This is a genomic window from Pseudomonas rhizophila, from assembly GCF_003033885.1.
GTDB classification, from domain to species: domain Bacteria; phylum Pseudomonadota; class Gammaproteobacteria; order Pseudomonadales; family Pseudomonadaceae; genus Aquipseudomonas; species Aquipseudomonas rhizophila.
This window is the reverse complement of sequence record NZ_CP024081.1, coordinates 2836479-2861451: the sequence shown is the minus strand read 5'-3', so window position 1 is coordinate 2861451 and position 24973 is coordinate 2836479. Positions and strand designations below refer to the sequence as shown.

The 24973-nt window shown below is 50.5% G+C and carries 21 protein-coding genes; 2 read left to right on the top strand and 19 right to left on the bottom strand.

The window, feature by feature from the left end:
- Nucleotides 1–66: 66 nt before the first annotated feature.
- The 4 genes from kdpC to kdpF form a co-directional block, all read right to left on the bottom strand.
- Nucleotides 67–612 carry a potassium-transporting ATPase subunit KdpC gene (gene kdpC, locus CRX69_RS13465; RefSeq protein ID WP_047226336.1) on the bottom strand — a complete coding sequence of 182 codons (546 nt, stop codon included), beginning with the start codon at nucleotides 610–612 and terminating at the stop codon, nucleotides 67–69.
- Between the two features lie 99 nt (nucleotides 613–711).
- Entirely contained in the window at nucleotides 712–2766 is a 2055-nt protein-coding gene (gene kdpB / locus CRX69_RS13460) for a potassium-transporting ATPase subunit KdpB (protein ID WP_076385736.1), read from the bottom strand.
- A 10-nt stretch (nucleotides 2767–2776) separates the two neighbouring features.
- Nucleotides 2777–4471 (bottom strand): potassium-transporting ATPase subunit KdpA, encoded by a 1695-nt coding sequence (kdpA, locus tag CRX69_RS13455; protein WP_047226334.1) that lies wholly within the window; start codon nucleotides 4469–4471, stop codon nucleotides 2777–2779.
- Between the two features lie 8 nt (nucleotides 4472–4479).
- Complete coding sequence (kdpF, locus tag CRX69_RS13450; RefSeq protein WP_047226333.1) at nucleotides 4480–4569, bottom strand: K(+)-transporting ATPase subunit F; 90 nt, start codon at nucleotides 4567–4569, stop codon at nucleotides 4480–4482.
- Between the two features lie 404 nt (nucleotides 4570–4973).
- Between kdpF and eat the strand changes: the two genes are divergently transcribed.
- On the top strand, nucleotides 4974–6338 hold the full coding sequence (gene eat / locus CRX69_RS13440; RefSeq protein ID WP_047226332.1) for an ethanolamine permease: 1365 nt from the start codon (nucleotides 4974–4976) through the stop codon (nucleotides 6336–6338).
- Nucleotides 6339–6457: 119 nt separating this feature from the next.
- Nucleotides 6458–6625, top strand: coding sequence for a DUF2897 family protein (locus CRX69_RS13435; RefSeq protein WP_014337248.1), 168 nt, complete (start codon nucleotides 6458–6460; stop codon nucleotides 6623–6625).
- A 93-nt stretch (nucleotides 6626–6718) separates the two neighbouring features.
- On the opposite strand, the gene CRX69_RS13430 is transcribed toward CRX69_RS13435, so the two are convergent.
- The 15 genes from CRX69_RS13430 to CRX69_RS13360 form a co-directional block, all read right to left on the bottom strand.
- The gene (locus tag CRX69_RS13430) at nucleotides 6719–7570 is read right to left on the bottom strand and encodes an urea carboxylase-associated family protein (RefSeq protein WP_076385742.1); all 852 of its coding nucleotides are present in this window, start codon (nucleotides 7568–7570) and stop codon (nucleotides 6719–6721) included.
- Nucleotides 7571–7826: 256 nt separating this feature from the next.
- On the bottom strand, nucleotides 7827–9749 hold the full coding sequence (locus CRX69_RS13425; RefSeq protein WP_107322164.1) for an acyltransferase family protein: 1923 nt from the start codon (nucleotides 9747–9749) through the stop codon (nucleotides 7827–7829).
- Between the two features lie 237 nt (nucleotides 9750–9986).
- Nucleotides 9987–10322 carry a ComEA family DNA-binding protein gene (locus CRX69_RS13420; RefSeq protein ID WP_107322163.1) on the bottom strand — a complete coding sequence of 112 codons (336 nt, stop codon included), beginning with the start codon at nucleotides 10320–10322 and terminating at the stop codon, nucleotides 9987–9989.
- Nucleotides 10323–10436: 114 nt separating this feature from the next.
- Nucleotides 10437–12431, bottom strand: a complete 1995-nt coding sequence (locus CRX69_RS13415) for a polysaccharide biosynthesis protein (RefSeq protein ID WP_107322162.1) — start codon at nucleotides 12429–12431, stop codon at nucleotides 10437–10439.
- Nucleotides 12432–12518: 87 nt separating this feature from the next.
- Nucleotides 12519–13568 (bottom strand): MraY family glycosyltransferase, encoded by a 1050-nt coding sequence (locus tag CRX69_RS13410; protein ID WP_107322161.1) that lies wholly within the window; start codon nucleotides 13566–13568, stop codon nucleotides 12519–12521.
- Nucleotides 13569–13643: 75 nt separating this feature from the next.
- On the bottom strand, nucleotides 13644–14822 hold the full coding sequence (locus tag CRX69_RS13405; protein ID WP_107322160.1) for a DegT/DnrJ/EryC1/StrS family aminotransferase: 1179 nt from the start codon (nucleotides 14820–14822) through the stop codon (nucleotides 13644–13646).
- Between the two features lie 144 nt (nucleotides 14823–14966).
- Nucleotides 14967–15605 carry an acetyltransferase gene (locus CRX69_RS13400; protein WP_240539596.1) on the bottom strand — a complete coding sequence of 213 codons (639 nt, stop codon included), beginning with the start codon at nucleotides 15603–15605 and terminating at the stop codon, nucleotides 14967–14969.
- Between the two features lie 40 nt (nucleotides 15606–15645).
- Nucleotides 15646–16239 carry a sugar transferase gene (locus tag CRX69_RS13395; protein WP_107322159.1) on the bottom strand — a complete coding sequence of 198 codons (594 nt, stop codon included), beginning with the start codon at nucleotides 16237–16239 and terminating at the stop codon, nucleotides 15646–15648.
- A gap of 121 nt (nucleotides 16240–16360) precedes the next feature.
- On the bottom strand, nucleotides 16361–17485 hold the full coding sequence (locus CRX69_RS13390) for a glycosyltransferase family 4 protein (protein WP_107322158.1): 1125 nt from the start codon (nucleotides 17483–17485) through the stop codon (nucleotides 16361–16363).
- Between the two features lie 212 nt (nucleotides 17486–17697).
- Nucleotides 17698–18834: a glycosyltransferase family 4 protein gene (locus CRX69_RS13385; RefSeq protein ID WP_107322157.1), complete on the bottom strand. Its 1137-nt coding sequence runs from the start codon at nucleotides 18832–18834 to the stop codon at nucleotides 17698–17700.
- Between the two features lie 56 nt (nucleotides 18835–18890).
- Complete coding sequence (locus CRX69_RS13380; protein WP_157952126.1) at nucleotides 18891–19880, bottom strand: EpsG family protein; 990 nt, start codon at nucleotides 19878–19880, stop codon at nucleotides 18891–18893.
- A gap of 48 nt (nucleotides 19881–19928) precedes the next feature.
- The gene (locus CRX69_RS13375; RefSeq protein WP_157952125.1) at nucleotides 19929–21215 is read right to left on the bottom strand and encodes a glycosyltransferase family protein; all 1287 of its coding nucleotides are present in this window, start codon (nucleotides 21213–21215) and stop codon (nucleotides 19929–19931) included.
- The gene (locus tag CRX69_RS13370; protein WP_107322154.1) at nucleotides 21216–22622 is read right to left on the bottom strand and encodes a lipopolysaccharide biosynthesis protein; all 1407 of its coding nucleotides are present in this window, start codon (nucleotides 22620–22622) and stop codon (nucleotides 21216–21218) included.
- Complete coding sequence (rffA, locus tag CRX69_RS13365; protein ID WP_107322153.1) at nucleotides 22619–23749, bottom strand: dTDP-4-amino-4,6-dideoxygalactose transaminase; 1131 nt, start codon at nucleotides 23747–23749, stop codon at nucleotides 22619–22621. Before rffA ends, CRX69_RS13370 begins: the two co-directional genes overlap by 4 nt.
- 171 nt (nucleotides 23750–23920) lie before the next feature.
- Nucleotides 23921–24946 carry an NAD-dependent epimerase/dehydratase family protein gene (locus CRX69_RS13360; protein WP_107322152.1) on the bottom strand — a complete coding sequence of 342 codons (1026 nt, stop codon included), beginning with the start codon at nucleotides 24944–24946 and terminating at the stop codon, nucleotides 23921–23923.
- Nucleotides 24947–24973 lie beyond the last annotated feature (27 nt).

Sequence of the window (24973 nt, the reverse complement as noted above, 5' to 3'; positions counted from 1 at the left end):
GTTCGGGTTCTCTTTCAGATGTTGATCAAACGCCCTGTGGGAGCAAAGCTTTGCTCCCACAGGGGTCTACAGTTTTTCCAGCGCCAGGTTCAACGCCAGCACATTCACCACCGGCGGCCCCACCAGCGGTTGCTCGATGTGAGCGTCGAGCAGTTGCTGCACGGACGATACCGGCAGATTGCGTGCGGCGGCGACACGCGCCAGTTGATAGGCAATCGCTGCCGGTGGCAAGTGGGGATCCAGTCCGCTGCCCGAGGTGGTCAGCAGCGCCAACGGCACTGGGCCTTGACCCGGCACTTGCAAGGCCTGGGCGTCACCGATCACCCGTGCGGCCAGGGCCGGATTGCTCGGGGAAAAGTTGCTGGCGCCGCTGGCTACCGTGGCGAAAGCACCCGCCGATGGACGTGGATGGAACCAGGCATCGCCCTGGAAATCCTGGGCGATCAACAGAGAGCCGCGGACCTTGCCGTCGGCATCAACGATCAGGCTGCCGTTGGCCTGGGCGGGAAACGCGACTTGCGCCACGCCCGTAACCAGCAAGGGGTACGCAACGCCGGTGATCAGGGTCATCAGAAGCAATAGGCTCAAGGCCGGGCGTATCAGAGTGAACATCCAGAAATCCTCGAATTGAATGAAAAAATTACCTGTGGGAACCACTTTGTGGGAGCAAAGCTTGCTCCCACAAAGTGAAGGTGAGCGTTGGTTATCCGCTCAAACCAGCCCCAACGCCGTCAGCAACATGTCGATCGCCTTGATCCCCACGAACGGCACCACGATCCCACCCAGGCCATAGATCAGCAGATTGCGCCGCAGCAGCGCCGCCGCGCTGGCGGCCTGCACCCGCACGCCACGCAACGCCAACGGGATCAGCACCACGATGATCAAGGCGTTGAACACAATGGCCGACAGAATCGCGCTTTGCGGGCTGCTCAGGTGCATCACGTTCAGCACACCCAGTTGTGGATAGATCGAGGCAAATAGCGCCGGCAGGATAGCGAAGTACTTGGCGATGTCGTTGGCGATGGAAAACGTCGTCAAGGCCCCACGGGTCACCAGCAGTTCCTTGCCGATTTGCACCACGTCCAGCAACTTGGTCGGATCGCTGTCCAGATCGACCATGTTGGCCGCCTCTCGCGCCGCCTGGGTGCCGTCGTTCATCGCCATGCCGACGTCAGCCTGGGCCAGGGCCGGCGCATCGTTAGCACCGTCACCACACATCGCCACCAGACGACCGTCATTCTGCTCATGACGGATGCGCGCCAGTTTTTTCTCCGGTGTGGCCTCGGCCAGCACGTCATCGACGCCGGCCTCGGCAGCAATGGCGGCGGCGGTCAGTGGGTTGTCGCCGGTGACCATCACCGTGCGAATCCCCAACTTGCGCAGCTCGGCAAAGCGCTCGCGGATACCGGGCTTGACCACGTCCTTCAGATGAATCGCCCCCAGCAGCTTGCCGTCAACGCACACCAGCAAGGGGGTACCGCCGCTCTGGGCGATCTTGTCCACCTCCCGTGCCAGTGCAGGTGGCAGTTCGCTTTTCGACAGGCCGATAAAACTCAGCAACGAATCCACGGCCCCTTTGCGGTACACCCGGCCCTGATAGTCGACACCGGACAATCGGGTTTCAGCACTGAACGGCACAGCGGTAAGCAGTTCGGCGCCAGGCTCGGGTTGCGAATGCAAACCCCGCAGGTACTCGACGATGGACTTGCCCTCCGCCGTGTCGTCGGCCAACGAAGCGAATAACGCGCCTTCGGTCAGTTCCTTGACGCTCACGCCGGGCGCGGCGTGAACCGCGGCACAACGACGATTGCCGAAGGTGATGGTGCCGGTCTTGTCCAGCATCAGCACATGCACGTCCCCCGCCGCTTCCACGGCGCGGCCGGACTTGGCGATCACGTTCAGGCGTACCAGTCGATCCATCCCGGCGATGCCGATGGCCGACAACAGCCCGCCGATGGTGGTGGGAATCAACGTCACCAGCAGCGCCACCAGAAACACCAGCGGCAAATTACCGTTGGCGAAATGCGCGAACGGCTGCAGCGTCACCACCACCAGCAGGAAGATCAGCGTCAGGCCGATCAGCAGAATATCCAACGCCACTTCGTTGGGCGTCTTCTGCCGCTTGGCGCCTTCGACGAGGGCGATCATACGGTCCAGGGTGGATTCACCGGGGTTACTGGTGACACGCACCAGCAGCCAGTCGGAGACCAGGCGCGTGTTGCCGGTGACGGCTGAACGGTCGCCGCCGGACTCGCGGATGACCGGGGCCGATTCGCCAGTAATCGCCGCCTCGTTCACTGCAGCGATGCCTTCGATCACTTCACCATCGCCAGGAATCATCTCCCCCGCCTCGACGCGTACCACGTCGCCTTTTCGCAGGCGGGTGGCGGCTATCACCTCAAAGCCGTTGGCCGTCTGGCGACGTGCGCTCAGGCCTTCGCTACCGGCCTTGAGACTGTCTGCCCGGGCCTTGCCGCGACCTTCGGCCAGGGCTTCGGCAAAGTTGGCGAACAGCACCGTGAACCACAGCCACAGGGCAATTTGCGCGGCAACAAAAGTCGGCACGCTGCTGTCCGGAACGAAACACAACACCGTGGTGAGAATTGCGGTCAGCTCCACCACCAGCATCACCGGGGCGCGGTGCAACTGGCGCGGATCGAGCTTGACGAAAGCTTGCACCAGCGCTGGCCGCCACAAGGCCGAAATCGCGGTTTTCGGTTGCTCCGACGCCTTGGCGACGACGGTTTTGCTCATTGGCATATTCATCATCAGATCCTCAGAAACCCAGGCTCAGGTGTTCGGCAATCGGCCCCAGGGCCAGGGTCGGCAGGAAGGTCAGGCCGCCCACCAACAAAATGGTCACGGTGAGCAGGGTCACGAACAGCGGGCCGTGGGTCGGGAAGCTGTTCGGGCCGATCGGCGCGGTTTTCTTCAGCGCCAGGCTACCGGCCAAGGCCAGCACCGGCAGGATGTAGCCAAAACGACCGATCAACATGCCCAGGCCCAGCATCAGATTGTGAAAGGGTGTGTTGGCACCAAAGCCGGCGAAGGCCGAGCCGTTGTTCGCACCCGCCGAGGTGTAGGCATACAACAACTGGCTGAAACCATGGGCGCCAGGGTTGCTCACCGCTGCAGCAGGTCCGGGCAGGCTCGCAGCAATGGCCCCCAGCCCCAACACGCTCACCGGCATGACCAACAGGGTTATCACCAGCAGTTGCACTTCCCTGGCAGCGAGCTTTTTGCCCAGGTATTCCGGGGTACGGCCAATCATCAATCCAGCCAGGAACACCGCGATCAGCACGTTCAGCAGCATCCCGTAGAGCCCCGCGCCGACGCCGCCAAAAATGACTTCGCCGACCATCATGTTCACCAGCGAGACCATGCCGCTCAGAGGATTGAGGCTGTCATGCATGCCATTGACCGAGCCATTGGAGGCCGCCGTGGTGGTGACGGACCACAGCACCGTGGCCGTGGTGCCAAAGCGCGCCTCCTTGCCCTCCAGTGGCGCGGTCTGCTCCACCGAAGCGTTATGCAGCGCCGGATTGGGTTGGGATTCGGCCCACAACGAGGTGGCGCCGCCGATCAGAAACAGTACGAGCATGCAGGCGATGATCGCCCGACTCTGGCGCAGGTCCTTGACGTAATGGCCGAAGGTGAACACCAGCGCGGCGGGAATCAGGATGATCGAGGCGACTTCGAACAGGTTGCTCCAGGCCGTCGGGTTCTCGAAGGGGTGTGCCGAATTGACGCCGAAGAAACCACCACCGTTGGTGCCCAGTTGCTTGATCGCGATCTGGCTGGCGGCCGGGCCCAATGGAATCACTTGATCCGCGCCTTGCATCGTCAACCCATGCACATAGTGCGCGAAGGTTTGCGGCACGCCCTGCCACACCAGGAACAGGGCCAGCAACAGGCACAGCGGTAACAGCCCGTAGAGGGTGGCGCGGGTCATGTCGACCCAGAAGTTACCCAGCGTTGCAGCGGATTTGCGCCCAATTCCGCGACACAGCGCCACCAGCACGGCCAGGCCGGTAGCAGCGCTGACAAAGTTCTGCACAGCCAGGCCAAGCATCTGGCTCAGGTAGCTCAACGACGCTTCACCGCTGTAGGACTGCCAATTGGTATTGGTGGTGAAACTCACCGCCGTATTGAATGCCTGGGTCCATTCCATACCCGGCACTTTTTCGGGGTTGAGTGGCAAATGTCCCTGTAACAACAGAATCGCGAACAACAGCGAAAAGCCGGCCAGGTTGAAAGCGAGCAAGGCCAAGGTGTACTTCTGCCAGCTCTGCTCAACGGTGTGATCGACGCCGGCCAAGCGATAGCAACCACGCTCCACCGGGCCAAGGACAGGTGAAAGCCAAGTGCGCTGGCCTTCCATCACCCGGTAGTAGAAACGCCCCAGAAACGGTGCAGGGATCAGCACCAGCGCAAAGAAGGCGAGGATCAGCCCGTAGTCATAACCGTGCATAGCCACTCCTAGTTCCGATCCGCGCGCAGCAGCGCAATCAGTAGATAAATGAACAGCGCCGCTGCCAGCAGCAGCGACACCCCGTCCAGAAGGCTCATGGGATTTCTCCGTCGTACGGCGTCATGCCGTGTGTGGAGTGATTGTCGGCAGGGAGGGCGTAAAGGAACGAGATCGAGAGAGGGGTTGGGGGATAAAGAATGTGTAAAAAAGGGGTTGGTGATTGGCTGGGTGGGCCTCATCGCGAGCAGGCTCGCTCCCACATTTGATCTGTTGTGAATAGAGAATTTGCCTCCACTGAAGATCCCCTGTGGGAGCGAGCCTGCTCGCGATGAGGCCCGCCCTGGCGCTGACGCTCCGAACTGGAGCACAAAATCGAGCCATCAGGCAGCGAACATCCCCGATACGACACAATTTCACCCATTACGACCACCGCCGCCACACTGGCACGCCCACTGCACTGCCCCACCCCAGCGCTTTTGCTATCGATCGAGGGGAGCCACCGATGAACACACAACTCAAACCCACCCTGGGCACCCTGCATTTATGGGGCATTGCCGTCGGGCTGGTGATCTCCGGCGAGTACTTCGGCTGGAGCTACGGCTGGGGCGTTGCCGGAACGCTGGGCTTTCTGGTGACATCATTCATGGTTGCGGCCATGTACACCTGCTTCATCTTCAGCTTCACCGAGCTGACCACCGCCATCCCCCACGCTGGCGGACCATTCGCCTACAGCCGCCGGGCCTTTGGAGAGAAAGGTGGGTTAATCGCCGGCCTGGCGACGCTGATCGAATTCGTCTTCGCCCCACCGGCCATCGCTCTGGCCATCGGTGCCTACCTGAACGTGCAATTCCCGGCCCTGGACCCGAAACACGCAGCGGTCGGTGCCTATATCGTGTTCATGGGCCTGAACATCCTCGGGGTGAAACTGGCGGCGACCTTCGAACTGATCGTCTGCGTGCTGGCGGTGGCCGAACTGCTGGTGTTCATGGGCGTAGTCGCCCCGGCGTTCAGCTTCAGTAGCTTCGCCTTGAACGGCTGGGCCGGTTCCGATGTGTTCGGCGCGCCGGCCATCGCCGGGATGTTCGCCGCAATCCCCTTCGCCATCTGGTTTTTCCTGGCCATCGAGGGCGCGGCCATGGCCGCCGAAGAAGCCAAGGACCCGAAACGCACAATTCCCAAGGCCTACATCAGCGGCATCCTGACCCTGGTGTTCCTGGCCATGGGCGTGATGTTCTTCGCCGGTGGCGTAGGCGACTGGCGCACCCTGTCCAACATCAACGACCCGCTGCCCCAAGCCATGAAAACCGTAGTCGGCGAAAGCTCCGGCTGGTTGCACATGCTGGTGTGGATCGGCCTGTTCGGCCTGGTGGCCAGCTTCCATGGCATCATCCTCGGCTACTCGCGCCAGTTCTTCGCCCTCGCCCGCGCCGGCTACCTGCCCGCCTCCCTGGCCAAACTCTCACGCTTCCAGACCCCGCACCGGGCCATCATCGCCGGCGGCCTGATCGGCATCGCGGCGATCTACAGCGACGGCCTGATCAACCTCGGTGGCATGACCCTGACCGCCGCCATGATCACCATGGCTGTGTTCGGCGCGATCGTCATGTACATCATGAGCATGCTCAGCCTGTTCAAACTGCGTAAAACCGAACCCAACCTGGAACGCACCTTCCGCGCGCCGGGCTATCCGATCATCCCGGGTATCGCCCTGGTACTGGCAGTGGTGTGCCTGGTGGCGATGGCCTGGTTCAATGCCCTGATCGGGCTGATCTTCCTCGGTTTCATGGCGGTAGGCTTCCTGTACTTTGTGCTGACCGCACAACTGCGCGCCGATGCCCCGGCCGATGCGATGCTCACCGGGCTTTGAGGTGAACCCGGCACAACGGGCGTAATATGGAACCACTGCGAACAACCTTCGCTCATAAGTGGTAGGTGCGGTGGACAGGCGAAACGTTCGTCGTCCATCGCCCCCTCAAGGAGAACCCTATGCCCTGGTACGCCTGGTTAATTCTGATTGTTGCAATCGGCTCGATCGTGGGTGGCTTGATGATGCTGCGCGACACCGCCCACAAGGTCGAACTGACGGATGAACAACGCAAGCGTGTTGCCGAGCGCAATGCCGAGATGGATGCGAAGGAGGCCAAGGATCGTTGATTGCGGCCCTGCCCAACACTTTGGCGGTGAGTTTGTGGCGAGGGGATTTATCCCCTCGCCACAACGGCCTGCACATAGACGGCCAACGCCGCGCTACTTCTCCCAATCAGCCTTGGCAATCTGCAAGCCATGAAGCCCCTTGTACGCCGCCCTCTCAGGCTGGCTCCAGCCCGACAGCAATGAATCCTCCAATCGATAGATCTCCACCCCCAACGGACGACAGACACTGAGGGGATCCTGCGCATCCGGCCCCCACATCGCGAGCGACAGATCGCCGCCGGGGCAAGTGGACAAGGCACACAGCAAATCGATCTCGGCAAAAAACTCCAAATAATCGCCCTTCTTCGCCGGACAGGCCTTCATGAAGTACATGTCGTCATGATTGAGCCCAGTACACTGGAAAATATTCAGCACATCGTGCACATCGAACTCGGTCAGCCCATGGGGTAATACCGCACGGGTCAGGTTCGAGTGGCAGTGATGGTGAAAATCCTCGCCGGTCAGCATCCTGTTCACGTACGGATCACAGCGCGTCCCCAGCAGGTCGTGCAATCGTCCACCATGCTCGTCGATGCCATAATCGGCCAGACTGTCATCGGTAATGGTCACCAATGGACGCAAGAATGGCAGGTTCGACCACAACCGATCATGAGTGCTGACATGAGCGCCCTGCAGCTGACGCGTGCGCGCAGCCCACAGGCGTTCCCGTGGATCGTGGGCATTCCACACGTTGAAGTCCCCCACCTGCGGGCCCACCGGAGTCGTAACGCGGAACACATGCCCGGCGGGTACGTGCCAAGCGCGGCCGGTACGGATGGGGACCTCGAACTGTTCGATCAGGGTGCGCTTGTCCTGCTGGGTTCGGATGCGGTCGTAGAAGGGTTTGTCCACTTGCAGGGCCGAGCCTTTGCTGACTTGGTAAGCGGCTGGGTAGTTTTTGTGCATGGGGTGGGTCCTTGATCAGTGGTGGGTCGCAGGGAATCAAAACTGCAAACTAACTACTCAGAACCGTCGAGACAAAAACTCATCGCGTCACACCCTACGCCCTGATCCGCGGTTGGCCACGCAGGGACGGCGACCCAAGCGCAACCGTGCAATGGCTGCTCCTGATGGTTTGAAGCACGAAGGTGCGCCGTCCTCAGGCTCGGTAGATACCTACATCAAATATACTCAACTCGCAAAATCATCACTGACTTTATTTTCACATGCTCAGTATTATATCCAACATGGGTTTCGCAGAAATCAAAGAACCTTCAAGAGAAAGATGGGTAGCGTCAGAATATAGAATTTTTCCGTCCCTAACGGTCTCGCATACACCGTCACGACAAAGTGCGGAGGCAGTATCAATATAGAAAGTATTGGGGTGCATACTAGCGAATTTTTTCAGAGTCTTATTTATTTGGAAAGAGGAAGATTCTTCGAGACTGAATTTAAGCAAAGCCTCACAACCTTGCACTACATACCTTGGGCGCAGGAGACAGGAGGCAACATCAACTTTCTCATACAGAAATGGTTGACTACCGACAATAAAAAATGGTCGATCACCTATATCTGTTCGCGCCCGAAGAAGGATATCCTCAATCACCTCTGAATATTCCCTTTTACCATCACGCTCTATGTTTTTCCCTTCATGGTCAGCAATTTTATTGCTGTACCCACCCCAGCTTTGCGCAAGTATGAAAGGTAGATTATTACCCTCCAACTTCGACAACGCCTTAGCGTAAGTATCTTTGCAATCCTGCCTAGGGACATTATTTAGTATCCTTGTATATTCCTTCGACAGAATACATCCATGTCTAAATACACCACTGACCGCTAGCCCCCTGCCTTTTAGCTCGTTATCTATCCCTCTGGCATACTGCAGCGCATAGCTATCGCCTGCCATGATACCCACTTGCCGGCCTGTTGCATCGCCGAGTATTGGTTCCAGACTGTAGCCGTAACCACCATAGTTTTTTGTATGGAAATTGACCGGATCGGCTGCGAACTTCAAGTACTCTGCCGGTATGCGGGACGTAATACCGGACCGTTCAATAACCAGTACGGATCCGAAGGCAAGCGTAGCTACCGATGCCGCGACAGCAGTCAAACCAATCGGTTTCATGTATTTCCACTTACCCATGAACAATCGTTCAACGCTAAGGTACAGAATTGCACCCACGAGAATCGAAGCCGCTAGCAACACCAGCTTCTCCGGGAGCGTTATCAATCTAAAAACGTAATATTTGTAGAAAACGACTATTGGCCAATGAACAAGATAGACTGAATATGAAATAAGCCCTATCGCCACCATTGTCCGAGTACGAAGTAAAGCGCCCGTTGCCGACCTTCCTGCGTAGATGAACACGGCAGCACCAAGGCACGGAATCAGCGCTCGCAGTCCCGGGAAAGGCGAGCTTGAGTCTAGAAAAAATGCTGAAAAGACAATGAGAACAATACCTAAACCAGCGATAACTGACTCAATATTGGAGTCAAGACGGCGCTTCGAGACGAATACCAACAGAGCACCGATCGACAGTTCGAACACTCTGAACGGCATCATAAAATAGGCAGCAGAAGAGTCGTATCCCAGCATAATTTGCGATGCAGCGAGGGACCCGACAGTCATCACCGCCAACAGCAGCGCAAGGAATTTGTCTGATACTTTCAAGGCTGCCCATAGAATAAATGGCCAAACTACGTAAAATTGCCATTCAGCAGCCAGTGACCAAGTGTGCAACAGCGGCTGCGTTTGTGCGGCGGCATCAAAGTAACCTTGATTTAGCCAAAAATAGAAGTTAGAAGCGGAGAAAATCGCGTACTTGGCTGAGTCGGCGAGGCCGATGAATGCTGCCGGATCCATCAATACGTATCCGGCCCCCATAGCGCCTCCAACAGTGACAACGAGCGCTGGGTGCAATCGAAGTAAACGGCGGGCATAGAAATCAAAGAATGAAAAACGGCCAGCACCTATTGCATTGCGAATGACTTCGGTAATCAGATAACCCGAGATGACGAAAAACACATCAACACCAACAAAACCACCTGGCACGCCTAAATCGAAGTGGAACAGCAATACAAGAATAACCGCTAATGCGCGAAGTCCATCAATATCAGGTCTGTAATTTGTATTTTTGCTATGCATGAATCCCTTTCTCCGGGCTCACCGGGGTCAAATTTGATGACGGGCGGATTCTACAAGCGAATGACCTTCGTGTCAGGATCAAACTACCAAGTCCTTACCCCGCCCAACCGATTGAACGACAGTTCGGCCGGTCTCTATGGGCCAAATCATTCTGTCCGCGGTAGCCACCCTTGATTCCAGGTCCTCAGAGTGTAAAAAGGCCAGTCATCCCGACCGGCCCTCTTTCACCGTTACATCTCAGTTCACTTCCAGCTTGTCTCGATTCCGATCCAGGATCGCCTTACCAATTCCCTTAACCTCCAGCAACTCCTCAACTGAAGAGAAGACTCCATTACTCTCACGATACGCAACAATCGCCTCGGCCTTGGCCTTGCCTATCCCCGCAAGCTCGCGTTGCAGCGTAGCGGCGTCCGCAACGTTCAGATCCACCTTGGCGCCTTGTGGTTTAGCCGAAAGTTCCAGTGCCTGCGGCGTAACCGTCGTCTCGGGCTTGACCGCGGGCGCAGCGATAACAGCTATAGAGGCGCTGGTCAGAAGGGCAAAAACCAGAGAGTAGAAATAGCCTGTACGCATAAATGACGCTCCATGACATCGTTAAGAGAGAAGCAGCTTTTCCGAAGCTGCTTCTCAAACTTAGGTGATGATGGGGGGCTGTCAAAAGTGTGTACGTTACAGGTTGTGTAACAATCAGGGTTCAAGACGGCGCTGCTGGTAGATCCAGTCGACGATCTCACCGTCCGGGGCGTAGCCACTGACGGTATCGCGCAGCAACTGACGGACTCTGGCGTAGTCATCGTGTTCGATGGCAGCCAGCAGCTCCGTCAGCCTAGCCTTGAGCACCTCCCAGGGCAGGTGATCTTCGTTGGCACTCATGATCATCGGATGCGGGGTCGCGACAACGTTATCGCCAATCAGCAACTCCTCGTAAAGCTTCTCGCCAGGACGCAGGCCTGTGAACTCGACTGAAATGTCGCCGTGAGGGTTCTTTTCCGAACGAACACTCAAGCCAGACAGGTGAATCATCTTCTCCGCCAGCTCGACGATCTTCACCGGCTCGCCCATGTCCAGTACAAACACATCCCCGCCCAAGCCCATGGAACCGGCCTGAATCACCAACTGTGCAGCCTCCGGAATGGTCATGAAATAACGCGTGATCTTGGGATGCGTAACGGTTAACGGGCCGCCGGACTTGATCTGCTTATGGAACAGTGGAATTACCGACCCTGACGAGCCCAGCACATTTCCGAACCGGACCATGGTGAAGCGGGTTTTATTAACTCGCGAGACATTGGCCTTATCGCCGAACAGCACTGGCGCCAGTTCACGGCTCAGGGCTTGCAAGGTCAGTTCTGCAAGACGCTTGGTGCTGCCCATCACGTTGGTGGGGCGCACGGCTTTGTCGGTGGAAATCAATACAAAATTCGAGACGCCCGCCTGCAACGCAGCTTGCGCGGTGTTCAACGTCCCGATCACGTTGTTCAAGACACCTTCGGCAATATTGTGCTCGACCATGGGCACATGCTTATAAGCGGCGGCGTGGTAGACCGTGTCGACATTCCAGGTTTTCATCACGTCCAGCAACTTGTGCTGATCGCGCACCGAACCCAGGATAGGCAGCAAGCGGACAGACAACGATTCCCGAGCGATTCGCGGCTCAAGTTCAGACAGAATACTGTAGAGATTGAACTCACTATGCTCGAATAGCAGCAGCGTTGTGGGCTTGAGGGCTAGGATTTGCCGACAAAGCTCAGAACCGATTGAACCTCCCGCCCCCGTCACCAAAACCGACTGTCCGGCAATGCAATGCTCAAGCAAGTCAGCTTGTGCAGGCACAGGATCGCGCCCAAGAAGATCCGCAATATCCACTTCCTGGATGTCATCGACCTTGACACGGCCACTCGCTAGATCCATGAAACCGGGAACACTGCGCACATGCAGCGGGAAACCTTCCAGCAACGTCAATATTTCACGACGACGACCTCGTGACGAAGACGGGATCGCCAGCAAAATCTCTTGCGCACCGGTCGCATCGATCATCTTTTGAATATGTTTGGGTTGGTAGACCTGCAACCCGGCGATCACCCGGTCTGCAATGCTGCGATCGTCATCGATGAACGCGACAGGACGCATCACCCGTCCCATACGCAATGCGGCCACCAATTGATTACCTGCGGCCCCGGCACCATAGATAGCCACCTTTGGCAGGCCATCGTCCCGATTGGTAAACGGTACATGTTGGGCAGCGGCAAACCAATCTCCTAGGAAATATTGCCGCATCATCAGGCGCAAACCGCCAATCATGATCAGGCTGAGCCACCAATAGTTGAAGATGATGGAGCGCGGTACCACGGTTTTATGGTTGCTATACCAGAACACCACCAATGCCAGCAGCAAGGCAGATAGGCTGACAGCCTTACCGATGGTGATCAACGCATCGTTACCGAAATAACGCATTACGGCACGATACATGCCAAAGCGGATAAAAATTGGAATGGCTACCAGCGGAGCGGATGCAAAAAGCCAGAGATGCGTTTCTATCGGGCTGGCCAACGCTTCGATACCCAACCGAACGACAAATGCCAGCCACAACGCCCCCCATACAAGAATTATGTCGGTGAGAACCTGGATTGCTCGCTTTTGGCGCCTCGTCAACCCCAGCATGGTTGTTCTTAATTTAGCCATAACCCCTTCATGCACCTTGACCTGCTCCTTAAGCGATAACGGATTCCATTGTAGTATCCTCGAAACTGATCAACCGACAGATAGGCACTAAAAAAACCCCGTCCTGCCGCCCAAATGAAGGACAACCTTCTCCGGCTCACCGGCATGAAATTTGACTGCTATCATCACTAGAGGAACATACGCCAAAACCAATCCTAACGCACCTTCCAAGCCCCACAACACCACACATGCAGCCAACGGCAATAGCCATAGTATATTAATGGCCACGACCGCCAATATCACAGGCAAATGACTTCCGTATTGACGTGAGGCGAACTGATAGGCATGACTGCGATGAGCTTCATGGAGCTTTTCACCGCGTAACCCACGTCGTATGAGGGTAACAGTGGCATCAACAATAAAAACTCCAAGCAAAATCAGCCAAGCCCAAAAAAGCTTTGGTGAAGACCCTGCCGCCTGTAACGAACTCACTCCCAGGATAATCCCAAGAAAACCGCTTCCTCCATCGCCCATAAATATTTGAGCGGGAGGAAAATTCCAATAAAGAAAGCCTAATACAGCCATGGCGAGCAATAGAGGCACCATAACTAAGTCGCTAAAACCCGAAGCCCAATAGAGTAGACAGGCACTGAGGCAAGTGCAAATCGCCTCAACACTAGCGATACCATCTATGCCGTCCATAAAGTTATACAAATTAAGCATCCACACCAAGTAAATAACCGCGAACGCATGTCCGACCCAGCCAAAATCAATCCGATTCCCAAATATCTCCAAAGCAGGCATGCCGCCCAGCCAACAAAGCGCCCATATAGAACCTATAAAATGCCCAAGCAATCTCCAGCAGACTCCAATGGGTCTATGATCATCGAAGAAGCCAAGTAATGCGACTCCTATCCCGGCGCCGAAAATAGCCCATATTGACGACCATCCTAATGATGCATCCGGCACAAGTACAATCAAAGCAAATAAAAAACTAAGTACAAACGCTATGCCCCCCCCGCGTGGAGTCGGTTGGTTATGTGAACTTCGCGCATTGGGAATATCAAAAATATTCTGACGAATTGCATAAAAGCGCAATAACCACGTAAAGAATATAGCCCCCCCCATGGTCGACAACAGAATAAACAAAAGCTCCATAATCAGCACACCCTTGAATATCCGCGAAGAACAACCTCATCAACAGCTTTGTTCTGCCAACCAACCAAGATTTTCTCAAGCATGACATGCCTGATTCAAAACATCGGTCAACACATCACATGTTTGGAGTATTTCATTATCTGTTAAAGTTGGATGAACTAAAAACATCAAACTAGTCTCCCCCAACTCTTTGGCCGTCGGTAGAGATTGAGAAGGCCGCCAATCCGTCCCCTCGAATGCTTTCTCCAAATAGACTTCAGAGCAAGAGCCCGAAAAAACAGGAACGTTTTTAGCTGATATCTCTCGTAGAATACGATCACGATCCCAGCCGGGCGCAAGCTTGTCGGGCCGCACGAATACGTAACATTTGTATGCAGCGTGAATACATTCGGAAGAAATTCTAGGGACACGTAAACCATCTATTTTTCGAGCGGATGCCCAAATAAGCTTGGCATTATTAAGACGTTTAGAATGCCACTCAACCATACGGCGTAACTGTATACGTCCAATAACAGCCTGGACTTCAAGCATTCGCCAGTTGGTGCCAAAGCTATCATGTAACCAACGAAAGCCTGGAGCATGTTCACGTTCATAAACGGCCTCCCAACTCTTTCCGTGATCCTTATAAGACCACATTCTGGACCACAAGGAGCGCTCATTTGTCGTGACCATCCCCCCCTCTCCGCCCGTACTCATGATCTTATCTTGGCAGAACGACCATGCGCCTATATGCCCGATTGACCCAACCGTACGCCCCTTATAACGGGCACCATGCGCTTGGGCACAGTCTTCAATAACTTTAAAATTATAATTAGCCGCAAGCTCCATGATCGGATCCATATCGCAGGGCCATCCCGCCAAATGCACACAAATCAGGGCTCGTGTCCGAGGGGTTAATACCGCTTGAATAGAGTCGGCTGTAACATTTTGCGAATCGCGGTCAACATCGGCAAATACTGGGGTGGCCCCCGCATTGACAATACAAGAAACAGAAGCAAGAAAGGTTCGGGAGGTTACAACAACCTCATCACCCTCACCAATCCCCAAAGCCAATAATGCCAAATCCAGCGCTACAGTGCCATTGGCAACAGCGACCGCGTAGTCCGCACCCGACCAGATGGCAAATTCTTTTTCAAACTCTCGACACTCCGAACCAGTCCAGTAATTAACTCTATTGGAAAGAATAACATCACGGACTGCATCGGCCTCCTCTTCGGTGAAGCATGGCCATGGACTAAAAGGAGAGTTAAGCATTTCTAAATTCACCCTATAAACACTTTAATTGACCGCCAGCCTTGCTTAGCCGCCAAAACTTATTAGATATAAATCAGACCTAGAAACTGACGAATCAGTTGCACTTAGGAACCTCACCCTATTTACTTGTTTCCATCACCCTATTTATTTCCACTCTCTTATGTACCTTGCGGGATTCCCGAAGAAAAGTTTAGACTGCGAAATATCCTTTGTCAAAACACTCCCCATACCGAGCATAGAACCTGCACCCAGATTTAGGCCCTGACGAACACATGAACCTGTTCCTAGCTCCACTACTGAATCAACATAAACGTTACCTGAAATAGCTACCATCGGTGCCAGCGTTACAAAATCCTTGATAACGACCTCGTGAGCGATAGAGCAATGGGGATTAATAACTACGTGTGCCCCTATAACTATTTGAACAGTACAAGTTGTGCCCGCGCAAATCAAACTTCCCTCACCAATAGAAACCTGCTTTAAATCTACGACAGCAGTAGGATCAACCAACGTAGCAAAACTAGGCGCGCCTTGGATAAGCATCTTATCTCTAATCGCCACGCGAACTCGAGGACTTCCGATTGCAATTATGAACTCACAATCCTTGTAATCCTTCCAACTATCAATACTCCCTATTACACAGGAACCATCAAATTGTTCGCCCAGCAAATCAGGGTTGTCGTCAAGAAAACCACGCACATCAATACCTAAACGCGTGGCCAACCAATGTACTTCCTTCCCCAAACCTCCGAACCCAATAATGACCAGTTTCTTATTTAGCATCAATTTACACCTCGCAAAATCAAACAAATCGACGTCGCGATCATCTTGTACCGGTAAACTTGGGCATCGAAGCTTCGCCTTCCGCGGTGATACCATCCCGAAGGAAAACCTTTTTCACTGTAAGAAAAATAATTTTCATATCCAGATAAATTGTATGATTATCAACATACCAGCTATCCAACTCAAATTTTTTCTCCCAACTTAAGGAGTTCCTACCATTTACTTGGGCCCACCCTGTCACACCAGGACGAACTAAATGACGCCGATATTGTTCAGCGGTATAAAGAGGCAAATACTCCATGAGCAGTGGTCGCGGTCCAACAAGACTCATATCACCTTTCAAAACATTCCATAACTCCGGTAACTCATCAAGACTGCTCGAACGCAAAAAACGGCCAAAGCTCGTAAGCCGCTCCGAGTCTGCCAGCTGATTCCCATCATCGGCCAACACATCACGCATTGTCCGGAACTTTATCATCTCAAACGGCCTGCCATTAAGCCCGGGGCGATTCTGGCGAAACAATACAGGTGAACCAAGCTTCCTCCGTATTTGCCAAGAGACTATGAGCATAATAGGGGACAACAAAATCAAACCTAAGGAAGCAACCAGAACGTCTATTAAGCGTTTCAACATGACTCACTCCTTAGAAAAATAAACTCGGCCAATCAAGCTAACACTCCAAATGCAAAATGCAAAATGCAAAATGCAAAATGCAAAATGCAAAATGCAAAATGCAAAATGCAAAATCTAATATTTATACATTCATTTCCAACAGCATTATATCATTAACTTTATGGACGTCATATTTCTCTTCGGCCATAGCTCTGGAAGCGATGGCCATCCGCTCAACTACCTCCCTATTTTCAATCAACTTAACCATTGCTTGAACAAGATCATCAACACTCCTTACAGAAACCAACAATCCGTTCAGGCCGTGAGAAACAGTTTCACGACAACCGGGAGCATCAGTAGTAATAATTGGACGCCCCATTGCCATCGCCTCAAGTACTGTTCGCGGAGTACCTTCTCTATAGGAAGGTAATACATAAACACTACTATTTACGATTGCTGGTCGAACATCATCTAGACGCCCCAAAAACTCCAACGTCCCATCACTGACCCACGACTCTAATTCGTGTTTACCTATAGTGTCAGGATTGTCATCCAACCAGCCGACCAAATAAAATTTTATATACGGATACATACCCCGAACCCGTCGCGCGGCTTCCGCATATTCACGCACTCCCTTATCCCCGAGAAGGCGAGCAATGAGTAGAAAGCTCATCCGAGATGGTAGTGGCTGCATTTTATATCTAACAAGATCAACACCAGACCCATTGACCACCACAGTTTTTGCTAACGAATGAATAAGCTTTCGATTTAAAAACAATCTCTGATCATCTGAGTTTTGAAAGAATACTTTATTCGCACCCCTAAGTGCCAACCTATAAAGACCTTGAACTAAAGTGCGGAGAAAATTCCGACTTCCTTTTTTTGTGCTATTACCTTGAAAAGAATAACCGAGACCAGTAATAAGAGCAAAGCGCTTCGGAACCCAAGCCAAACGCGCAGCCAACAATCCGTATATAACTGGCTTTATTGTATAACCCAAAAAAACATCAGGCTTAATCCGCAGCATCAAACGCCACAAACTCCAGAGAGTAAGAACATCAGATAGCGGATTCATTCCCACTCGCCTGAGTGGAATCTCGTGCACCTGGAGTCCAGCCTCTTCAAGGTCTTTTCGTACAGCGCTACCTAATGACAAGTTCGGCGCCGCGATATGAACAATAAAACCACGCCGGAGCAGAGCCTTAATTAACTCACCACGAAATACCATTATAGATTCAGGAAAGCTAGCAACCAGTAAAAATCTCATAAACCTTCCGCCCAACAATCTTTATAGATATAAACTACAGAGAATATTTTCACTAGACTAGTTCGGAAGCGCCCAAACCAACCCTACAAACAGCCAGCGTAACTCTATTAATCGAAATCAGTGTATAGCTAGCACCTAACATACTCCAACTGATACCAAGAGACTTTTACGCTTGACTTATACAGATATATTTAGCCTAAGCGAGCTTATTCCTAACTATCATCTAAACTCAGATGATCATACAATGATTTGAACCTCAACTTGACGCAGCTCATAGTAAAATTTTCGTGGATTCGGCGCTGCGCTTTTTTACCTAAATCTAAACGGAATGTCTCTCCGGCAACAACCAGATATCTCAATGCTTCGGCTAATGCTAATGCGTTATGGGGCTCTACTACCGTGCCAGTGTCACCGATCAAAAAGGACGCATCGCCTACATCGGTAGTTACACAGGGCAACCCCATGGTCATTGCCTCTCCTAAAACGTTTGGAAAACCTTCGGTCTGAGAATGTAAGCAGAAAATATCCATAGCTTTCAAGCAGCGAGCGACATCGTGCCGTTCACCCAGTAACACAAAGCGATCAGAGTAACCGGTTTCTCTGATTCGCTTCATAACGACCTCATTTTCTAGATCCAACTCCCGACCGACCAGCAAAAACTTTAAGTTTGGATAATCTTTTGCCAAAAAAGCCGCAGCAGTAATGAAATTATCATGATCTTTAGCAGGGTTGTATCTGCCGAGGCTACCTACAACCAAATCACTCTCAGAAAAACCCGCGGCAGTGCGGATTTGCATTCTATCCTCAAGCGTTGCAGTCAATAATTTTGTGTCAAATCCGTTGGGTATAACCGTCATTCGCCGTTGACTATAACCTATACGCACATGGGCCTTTCTCGATGCCTCAGCAGCACAAACAATTAACTTAGGTATTACATATGAAAAGAAGACGCATAATATACGAATCCCCCTCGTTACCTTACTGACTCCTCGATGGATATTAGTGCTACGAACTCCCCATATTATATTCTTGATACCGGAAAATCGAGCAACGATACCGCCAATAAGATCAGCATGGTACATCCAAGTTTGAACGATATCAGGTTTTCTCAAACGGAAAATTTGCCATAGCTTATATGATACCCGCGGGACATCTAATATATTCCGCATACCCAACGCTGTAACGCTCACCCCCTTACTCGTAAGTATCGGTCCAAGCTTCCCATAGTCCGTCAAGGATATAACCGAATGCTCTTGATCATCATCACCATTTAATGCTTCAGAGAGCCGAAAAAGCATGAGTTCAGCTCCTCCCAAATTCAAACCAATGATCACATGTATAACTTTCATAACCCCTGCACCATTAGTTCGCTTTCAGTCACCTGAAAAAAAGAAGACCAGTCCATCTAGATATAATTTTCCACGCCCCAACCGAAGCCTGGCTGCGATAATCTAGGAAGCCACTGCATGATAAAGTAAAAACAAAAAAGCAGGTAATAAAGAGCCCGCCGCCAGGAAGTTAGGCGAAGACCAGATAGCAGGACCAAAATTAGCGCACTTTCAAAAATACGACCTGATACAGGCAGAAAGAAATAAACAGCCAAGTAGAAAACCAGCATTCCTACCTGAAAACTGTTTTCCTTTAAAAAAGTCTTCCCTTGCAAAAAATAAACCGTGGCGATCGCTGACCAATATATAAAACCTAATCCACTAATATCTAAGTCATTCTGACTATAGGCTTCTGCTTGGCGCGCTCCCAAACTGGAGGCTAGCCAAAGAGCAGAAAAAGCAGCCGTGCCACCCGCTAGCGCAAAAAGAGCGACTCGCAAACCGGATGAAAATCTGAGCAGCGCAAACACCACGCTGCAATAATATATCACCACAACAAAAAAGAATGATGCATGTATAAAAGGAGTCAAAAGAATCAGCACATTACGTGCTGCTCCTCCTCTGGAGAACCATCCAAGTAAAAAAACAGCGACGGCCAAGCCTTGACGAAGGTGAACAACATAATTTTTTAAAACTTGAGGAAGAATCAAGAAAAGCAACAAAATAAAAAAAAACTTACTATCGACTCTCAACAATAGATAAGCTGACAAGAGAGACGATATAAATACCACCATCCTTACCACATCTTCGTCTTCACAGAAGAACGAAAGCATTACATTGATCAGCAGCCATACTGGTTCATTTGTAACAATGTAAGCAGGTCCTTCCCCGAATCCTCGAGCGAAAATCTCCGCTGCGCTAGAGGCATAACGTAGATAGTTATCTCTATCAACAAAAGCGTCGACTGGGAGCGACGCCAGAGCGAAAGCAAATATCAGCGCCAGAATTAAGCAGCCGCAGGCATAACGAGGTGTAGAGTTAAATTGATAAATATTTGCATCCACCACAATAAAAAACACCCTATGAAAAAGAACAATATTTTCAGTAACGATTAATCAGTCAACAGACCTCACCACCTGACTTAACTTACGTCCCTTAAGCCTCCAGAGCAGGGAAAAAAAAACTACGCTGCTAGTATATAAAAAACGGAAGAAGAGAGAAGACTTTTTCCGCAATGGTGAGTTCAGCATAGCAGAAGGCTTGACCTGCTCGAAATTCTCCACACACGTATCTACAGAAAACATCTCAGCTTTTTTTACATGTGCCTCACTCAGAATCAACTTATCAACTTCATTATAAGAACTAAAATCAACAAGTATATCCACCGCACTTCTCTTTGGATAAAGGCCGTCTTCATTGTAAGAGAAGCCCGGTATCTCACTCAAAAATCCGTATGTGGTCGCTTCATTAGAGTTTTCGATCCCAATAATTGATGGAACACCTAGCCCCGCCGCTTCAACCAATGCAGTACCCGACCCGACAAATATATCGAACTCAGATACGATTTTAGAAAATTCAGAATAATCAAGACTCCCTCTCAGGAAAACAATATCTTCGAGATGTAGATCTCTTATTTTGTCAGCTATAGTTTCCTCTGTCGGTCCATACCCATAGATATCGTATCTGACAGTAAGGCCCAACCTCCTAAGCTCATTAACGACATCCAGCATCCATAAATTGTAAGATTTAAAATCCACAAGGCGTCCAACAGAGCCTAAGTTAAGAAACGGACTAAACCGCTTGGATGGTAACGTTGAAATTCCTTCCACAACCCCCAGCGGAAACAAGCCGACGTTACTAAAATCTTTTCCGGAAAGCTTTGAATATAAATCTACCGTCTTCTCATTAAAGAACATTAAGGCTTGTACCGCATGTAAATAATAGAAAAGCTGACGATTACTTCTTTCAAAGAAAGGTAACCGGGGAAGACGCGCGCCCCAAGAAAACTCCATCGAGTGATAAAGCCCCATTGTGAGACCTAAATCGATTTTCAAGACCGACGCCAAGCGCAACACCATGTGTGCACAAAAGCCGTTTGAGACATGGGCACAGTTAATTCCGTTAAAAATCTTTTGCAACACTGAGCGTCTTAATGGATAAATCAAAGAAAACTGATAAATAATTGCGCTAGAGGGAAGCGTGAAGGGTGATCGTATTATCTCATCGAGGAAATATACTTCTGCACAAGCCTTAGCTCGACTCACAAGCTCAGGATGACTTTTACTCTCAGCTGAAAGTATTAAAAACTTAGTTACCAGCCCGCGTTTTTTCCTACCTTGAGCCATTCTTACATAAAAAGTCTCAACGCCACCGAGCGCCAAAGAACCGTGCACAAATAACATTTATATTCGACCTCTTATAAAACCGTACAACAATCTCACCTGCGCCTTGTATCCCAATATACACAAACACAACGCTGCTACCCAAGCGACATAGAGCCCATAACCCAAGGCTTCACCAACCAGCGCACTTATTACACACAGCGCGACAACGGAAGAGGAGAAAATATAAAATTTCGCATTTGAAAAAGAAACCCAAACTCTATTAGAAACCTCCGTCTTAAGTATTAGGTATAGAGAAAAAGCAAGAGCAGTGGATGCTGCTGCTCCTCCAGCACCAAATGTCGGTATCAAAAAATAGTTAAAGCCCAAGTTTACCAGCACACAGACAAGAGTAATGACCGGGAGAAATTTAGTTCTCTTTGAGATACTTATTCCAATACCAGAGACCTCAGTTATCATTATATGCAAAGGAGGAACCATACAAGCGGGAAGCATGTATCTAGCTGAAACGTACGCCTCTGGAAGAACATAGATTACAACAAACGAGCACAGCGCAATTATGCAAATCAGGACTAGTGAAAATAACTGAACAGACTCATTTATATTCTTCAACTTTACTTCGGCAGCGCCCTCGGAGACCCACTTGTAAATTACCGGATGCCACATAGTAGTGAATATCTGTTGGAACAATATTGCAGCCCCCGCCAAAGTTGACGCCACGGCATAAACACCCAACTCAGACAATGACGAAAGCTCTTTAAGCATTATTCGATCTAGAAAGCTAAGCCCCCAAAAGGCAATACCATTCAACATCAATGGAAAACCAAAATAGAAGAGCTCTCGCGTAGCCCTGAACTCAAAAACAAGCTTTTTATTTTTTAAATATTCATCTTTCAGATAGCACAGCATAATTAACACAACCAATAACCAGCAGAGGCTCTGCATACCGGCTAAAAGAACAAAGCTTTTCTGGGCGGGGAACAAAAAAACCCCAAAAACAAATATCAGAAATAATAGCTTAGGGAATACTCGAGTCAAACTGTACGCGAATGACAACTCTTTCATCCTAATAAAAACGGAAAAAAAACGCTCTAGATACAAAACAACCACAGCGAACGAAAATATCCCGTAAAGCAATAAACTATCCAAATCGAACAGCCAGTAAGACAACTGCTTTGCATACATACCGACTAGGGCCACGCCTATTAGTAATGCGAAAAATCCCGGCATCATACAGATTCGAGCAAGATTTACTTTATCCTCTACCTCATTAAAATTTCGAACATATGATTGATCAAGACCGAAGGAAAAAAATACTACTATCAGCGACAAGGAGAGCTGAAACAAGGAAACCCTACCCACATCCTCAGGCGGAAATAGCCATGCAAGTATAGGTAAAGTAATAAGACTTAATGCAGCTCCAAGAGCAATCCCTACCGCATAAACAGAGACCGTTCGGAAGTTCAACGAAAGAACCTCTGAATAGCATCAATCACCTGGGCGACATCGCTCTCTGGGATGCCGTACCAAATAGGTAAGCGAATAAGTTGCTCGCTCCCTTGCGTGGTTTGCACATCTTCTCCATGAAAACGGCTGTAACGCTCCCCGCAAATGGCTGAATGAAGGGGAACATAATGGAAAACCGCATGAACACCTTGCTTCGCGAGATACTCTAGCAAACTGGTCCTGACTTCCAAACCAGCTACTTTCAAGTAAAACATATGAGCATTATGCTCGCATCCAAGAGGAACTTCTGGAAGAGAAATTTTACCTTCAGCTGCTAGAGATTGAAGCCCTGCACTGTACTGAGCCCACGTCGTCAATCGATTTTCTTTAATAGCAATAGATTTTTCCAACTGCCCCCAGAGAAACGCCGCTTGGATATCTGAAGGTAAATAACTACTTCCGATATCTACCCAGCTATATTTATCAACCATTCCGCGGAAAAATTGGCTTCTATTTGTACCTTTTTCGCGAATGATTTCGGCACGACTGACAAACTGCTGATCGTTGATTATCAACAGTCCTCCCTCGCCACCACTTGTATAGTTTTTTGTCTCATGGAAGCTGTACGCTCCCAAATGACCAATACTTCCGAGTGCCCGACCTTTATAGGTAGATCCTTGACCTTGAGCCGCGTCTTCAATAACGTAAAGTTTATGCCGCGCGGCAATATCCATAATAGTGTCCATTTCGCAAGAGATGCCGGCATAATGAACGGGCACTATTGCTCTTGTTTTTTCTGTGATAGCACATTCAATGAGACGCTCGTCGATATTCATGGTATCTGGTCTGATATCCACAAATACTATCGTTGCCCCTCTCAAAGCAAAGGCATTTGCTGTGCTGACAAATGTATAGCTAGGCATTATAACTTCGTCGCCCGGCTGGATCCCCACGAGTATTGCGGCCATTTCCAATGCATGGGTGCAGGACGGAGTCAACAAAGCCTTCGCACAAGAAAGTTCTTTCTCGAACCATTGGTGGCATAGACCGCTATAATGGCCATCTCCTGAAATTTTAGTGCTACGCATAGCGGTCAATACGTGCTTCTCTTCATTTCCGGTATAGGGAGGCTTATTAAACGAAATCATACTTTGCCCATTAATTAATTTAAGTTAGCTATCCGCAACATTCAAAATACACAACGTTTTTTTGACAGGCAAACAATCCGCCATTTCAAGACTTTACCCACTCGCTTAAATCCCAGCGCCTGCAATTCAACAGAATTAAGATAAACCATGATAATAATATTTAGGTAATGATCACTTTAAAAAACTGATATACCAAGGCATGGCATGCGCGATACCTCGTTCAATATCAAACTTTGGTTGATAACCCAATAATTCGGTGATTTTACTAATATCCGCTTGAGAGTGCCGTACATCGCCCTTACGAAAATCGCGATATATTGCACTCTTACTGTAATTTACATCATTTTTTTTCAGTTCGCTTTGAAGCACAGTGAATAGTAGGTTCAGATCAGTACGCCCACTAACAGCAACGTTATACACTTGATTTAATGAATCTTTATTAGCAGTGGTGGCTGCCAACAAATTAGCTTGGACTGTATTTTCTATAAAGCAAAAATCACGACTGGTTTTCCCGTCACCGTTGATAAAAACGTCGTCATTTCTTATCATCGACGACGTCCACTTCGGAATTACTGCCGCGTAAGCGCCCGCCGGATCTTGGCGCTTTCCGAATACATTGAAATAACGTAGACCGATACTGTTGAACCCATAGCAACGTGCAAAAACGTCGGCATATAGTTCGTTCACATACTTAGTCACGGCGTAAGGTGACAATGGTTTGCCAATCACATCCTCAATCTTAGGTAGACCTGGATGATCACCGTAAGTAGAACTGCTTGCAGCATAGGTAAAACTCTCAACCTTAGCGTCTCTGGCTGCCACCAGCATATTTAAGAAGCCATCTATATTAGTGGCATTTGTAGTAATGGGGTCGTTTAGCGAACGAGGTACCGACCCAAGAGCTGCTTGATGCAGTACATAGTCCACACCGGAACAGGCTTGCTCACAGCTCTTAAGATCCCGTATATCTCCCTCAACAAATCTAAACCGCTCCCATTGCTGAGCCGTCACTTCACGCTTAACTTCATCAAGGTTGTGCTGATGGCCGGTTGCAAAATTATCCAGACCGATCACACACTGATCAAGTTTTAGTAGTGTTTCCAGCAGGTTTGATCCGATGAATCCGGCAACCCCCGTAATCAGCCATTGCTTTGGAGATAACGGGAGAGTTTTCAGCAAGGTTTCATAGCGAGTCATAAAATTCGATTCATAGTTAGAAAGTGT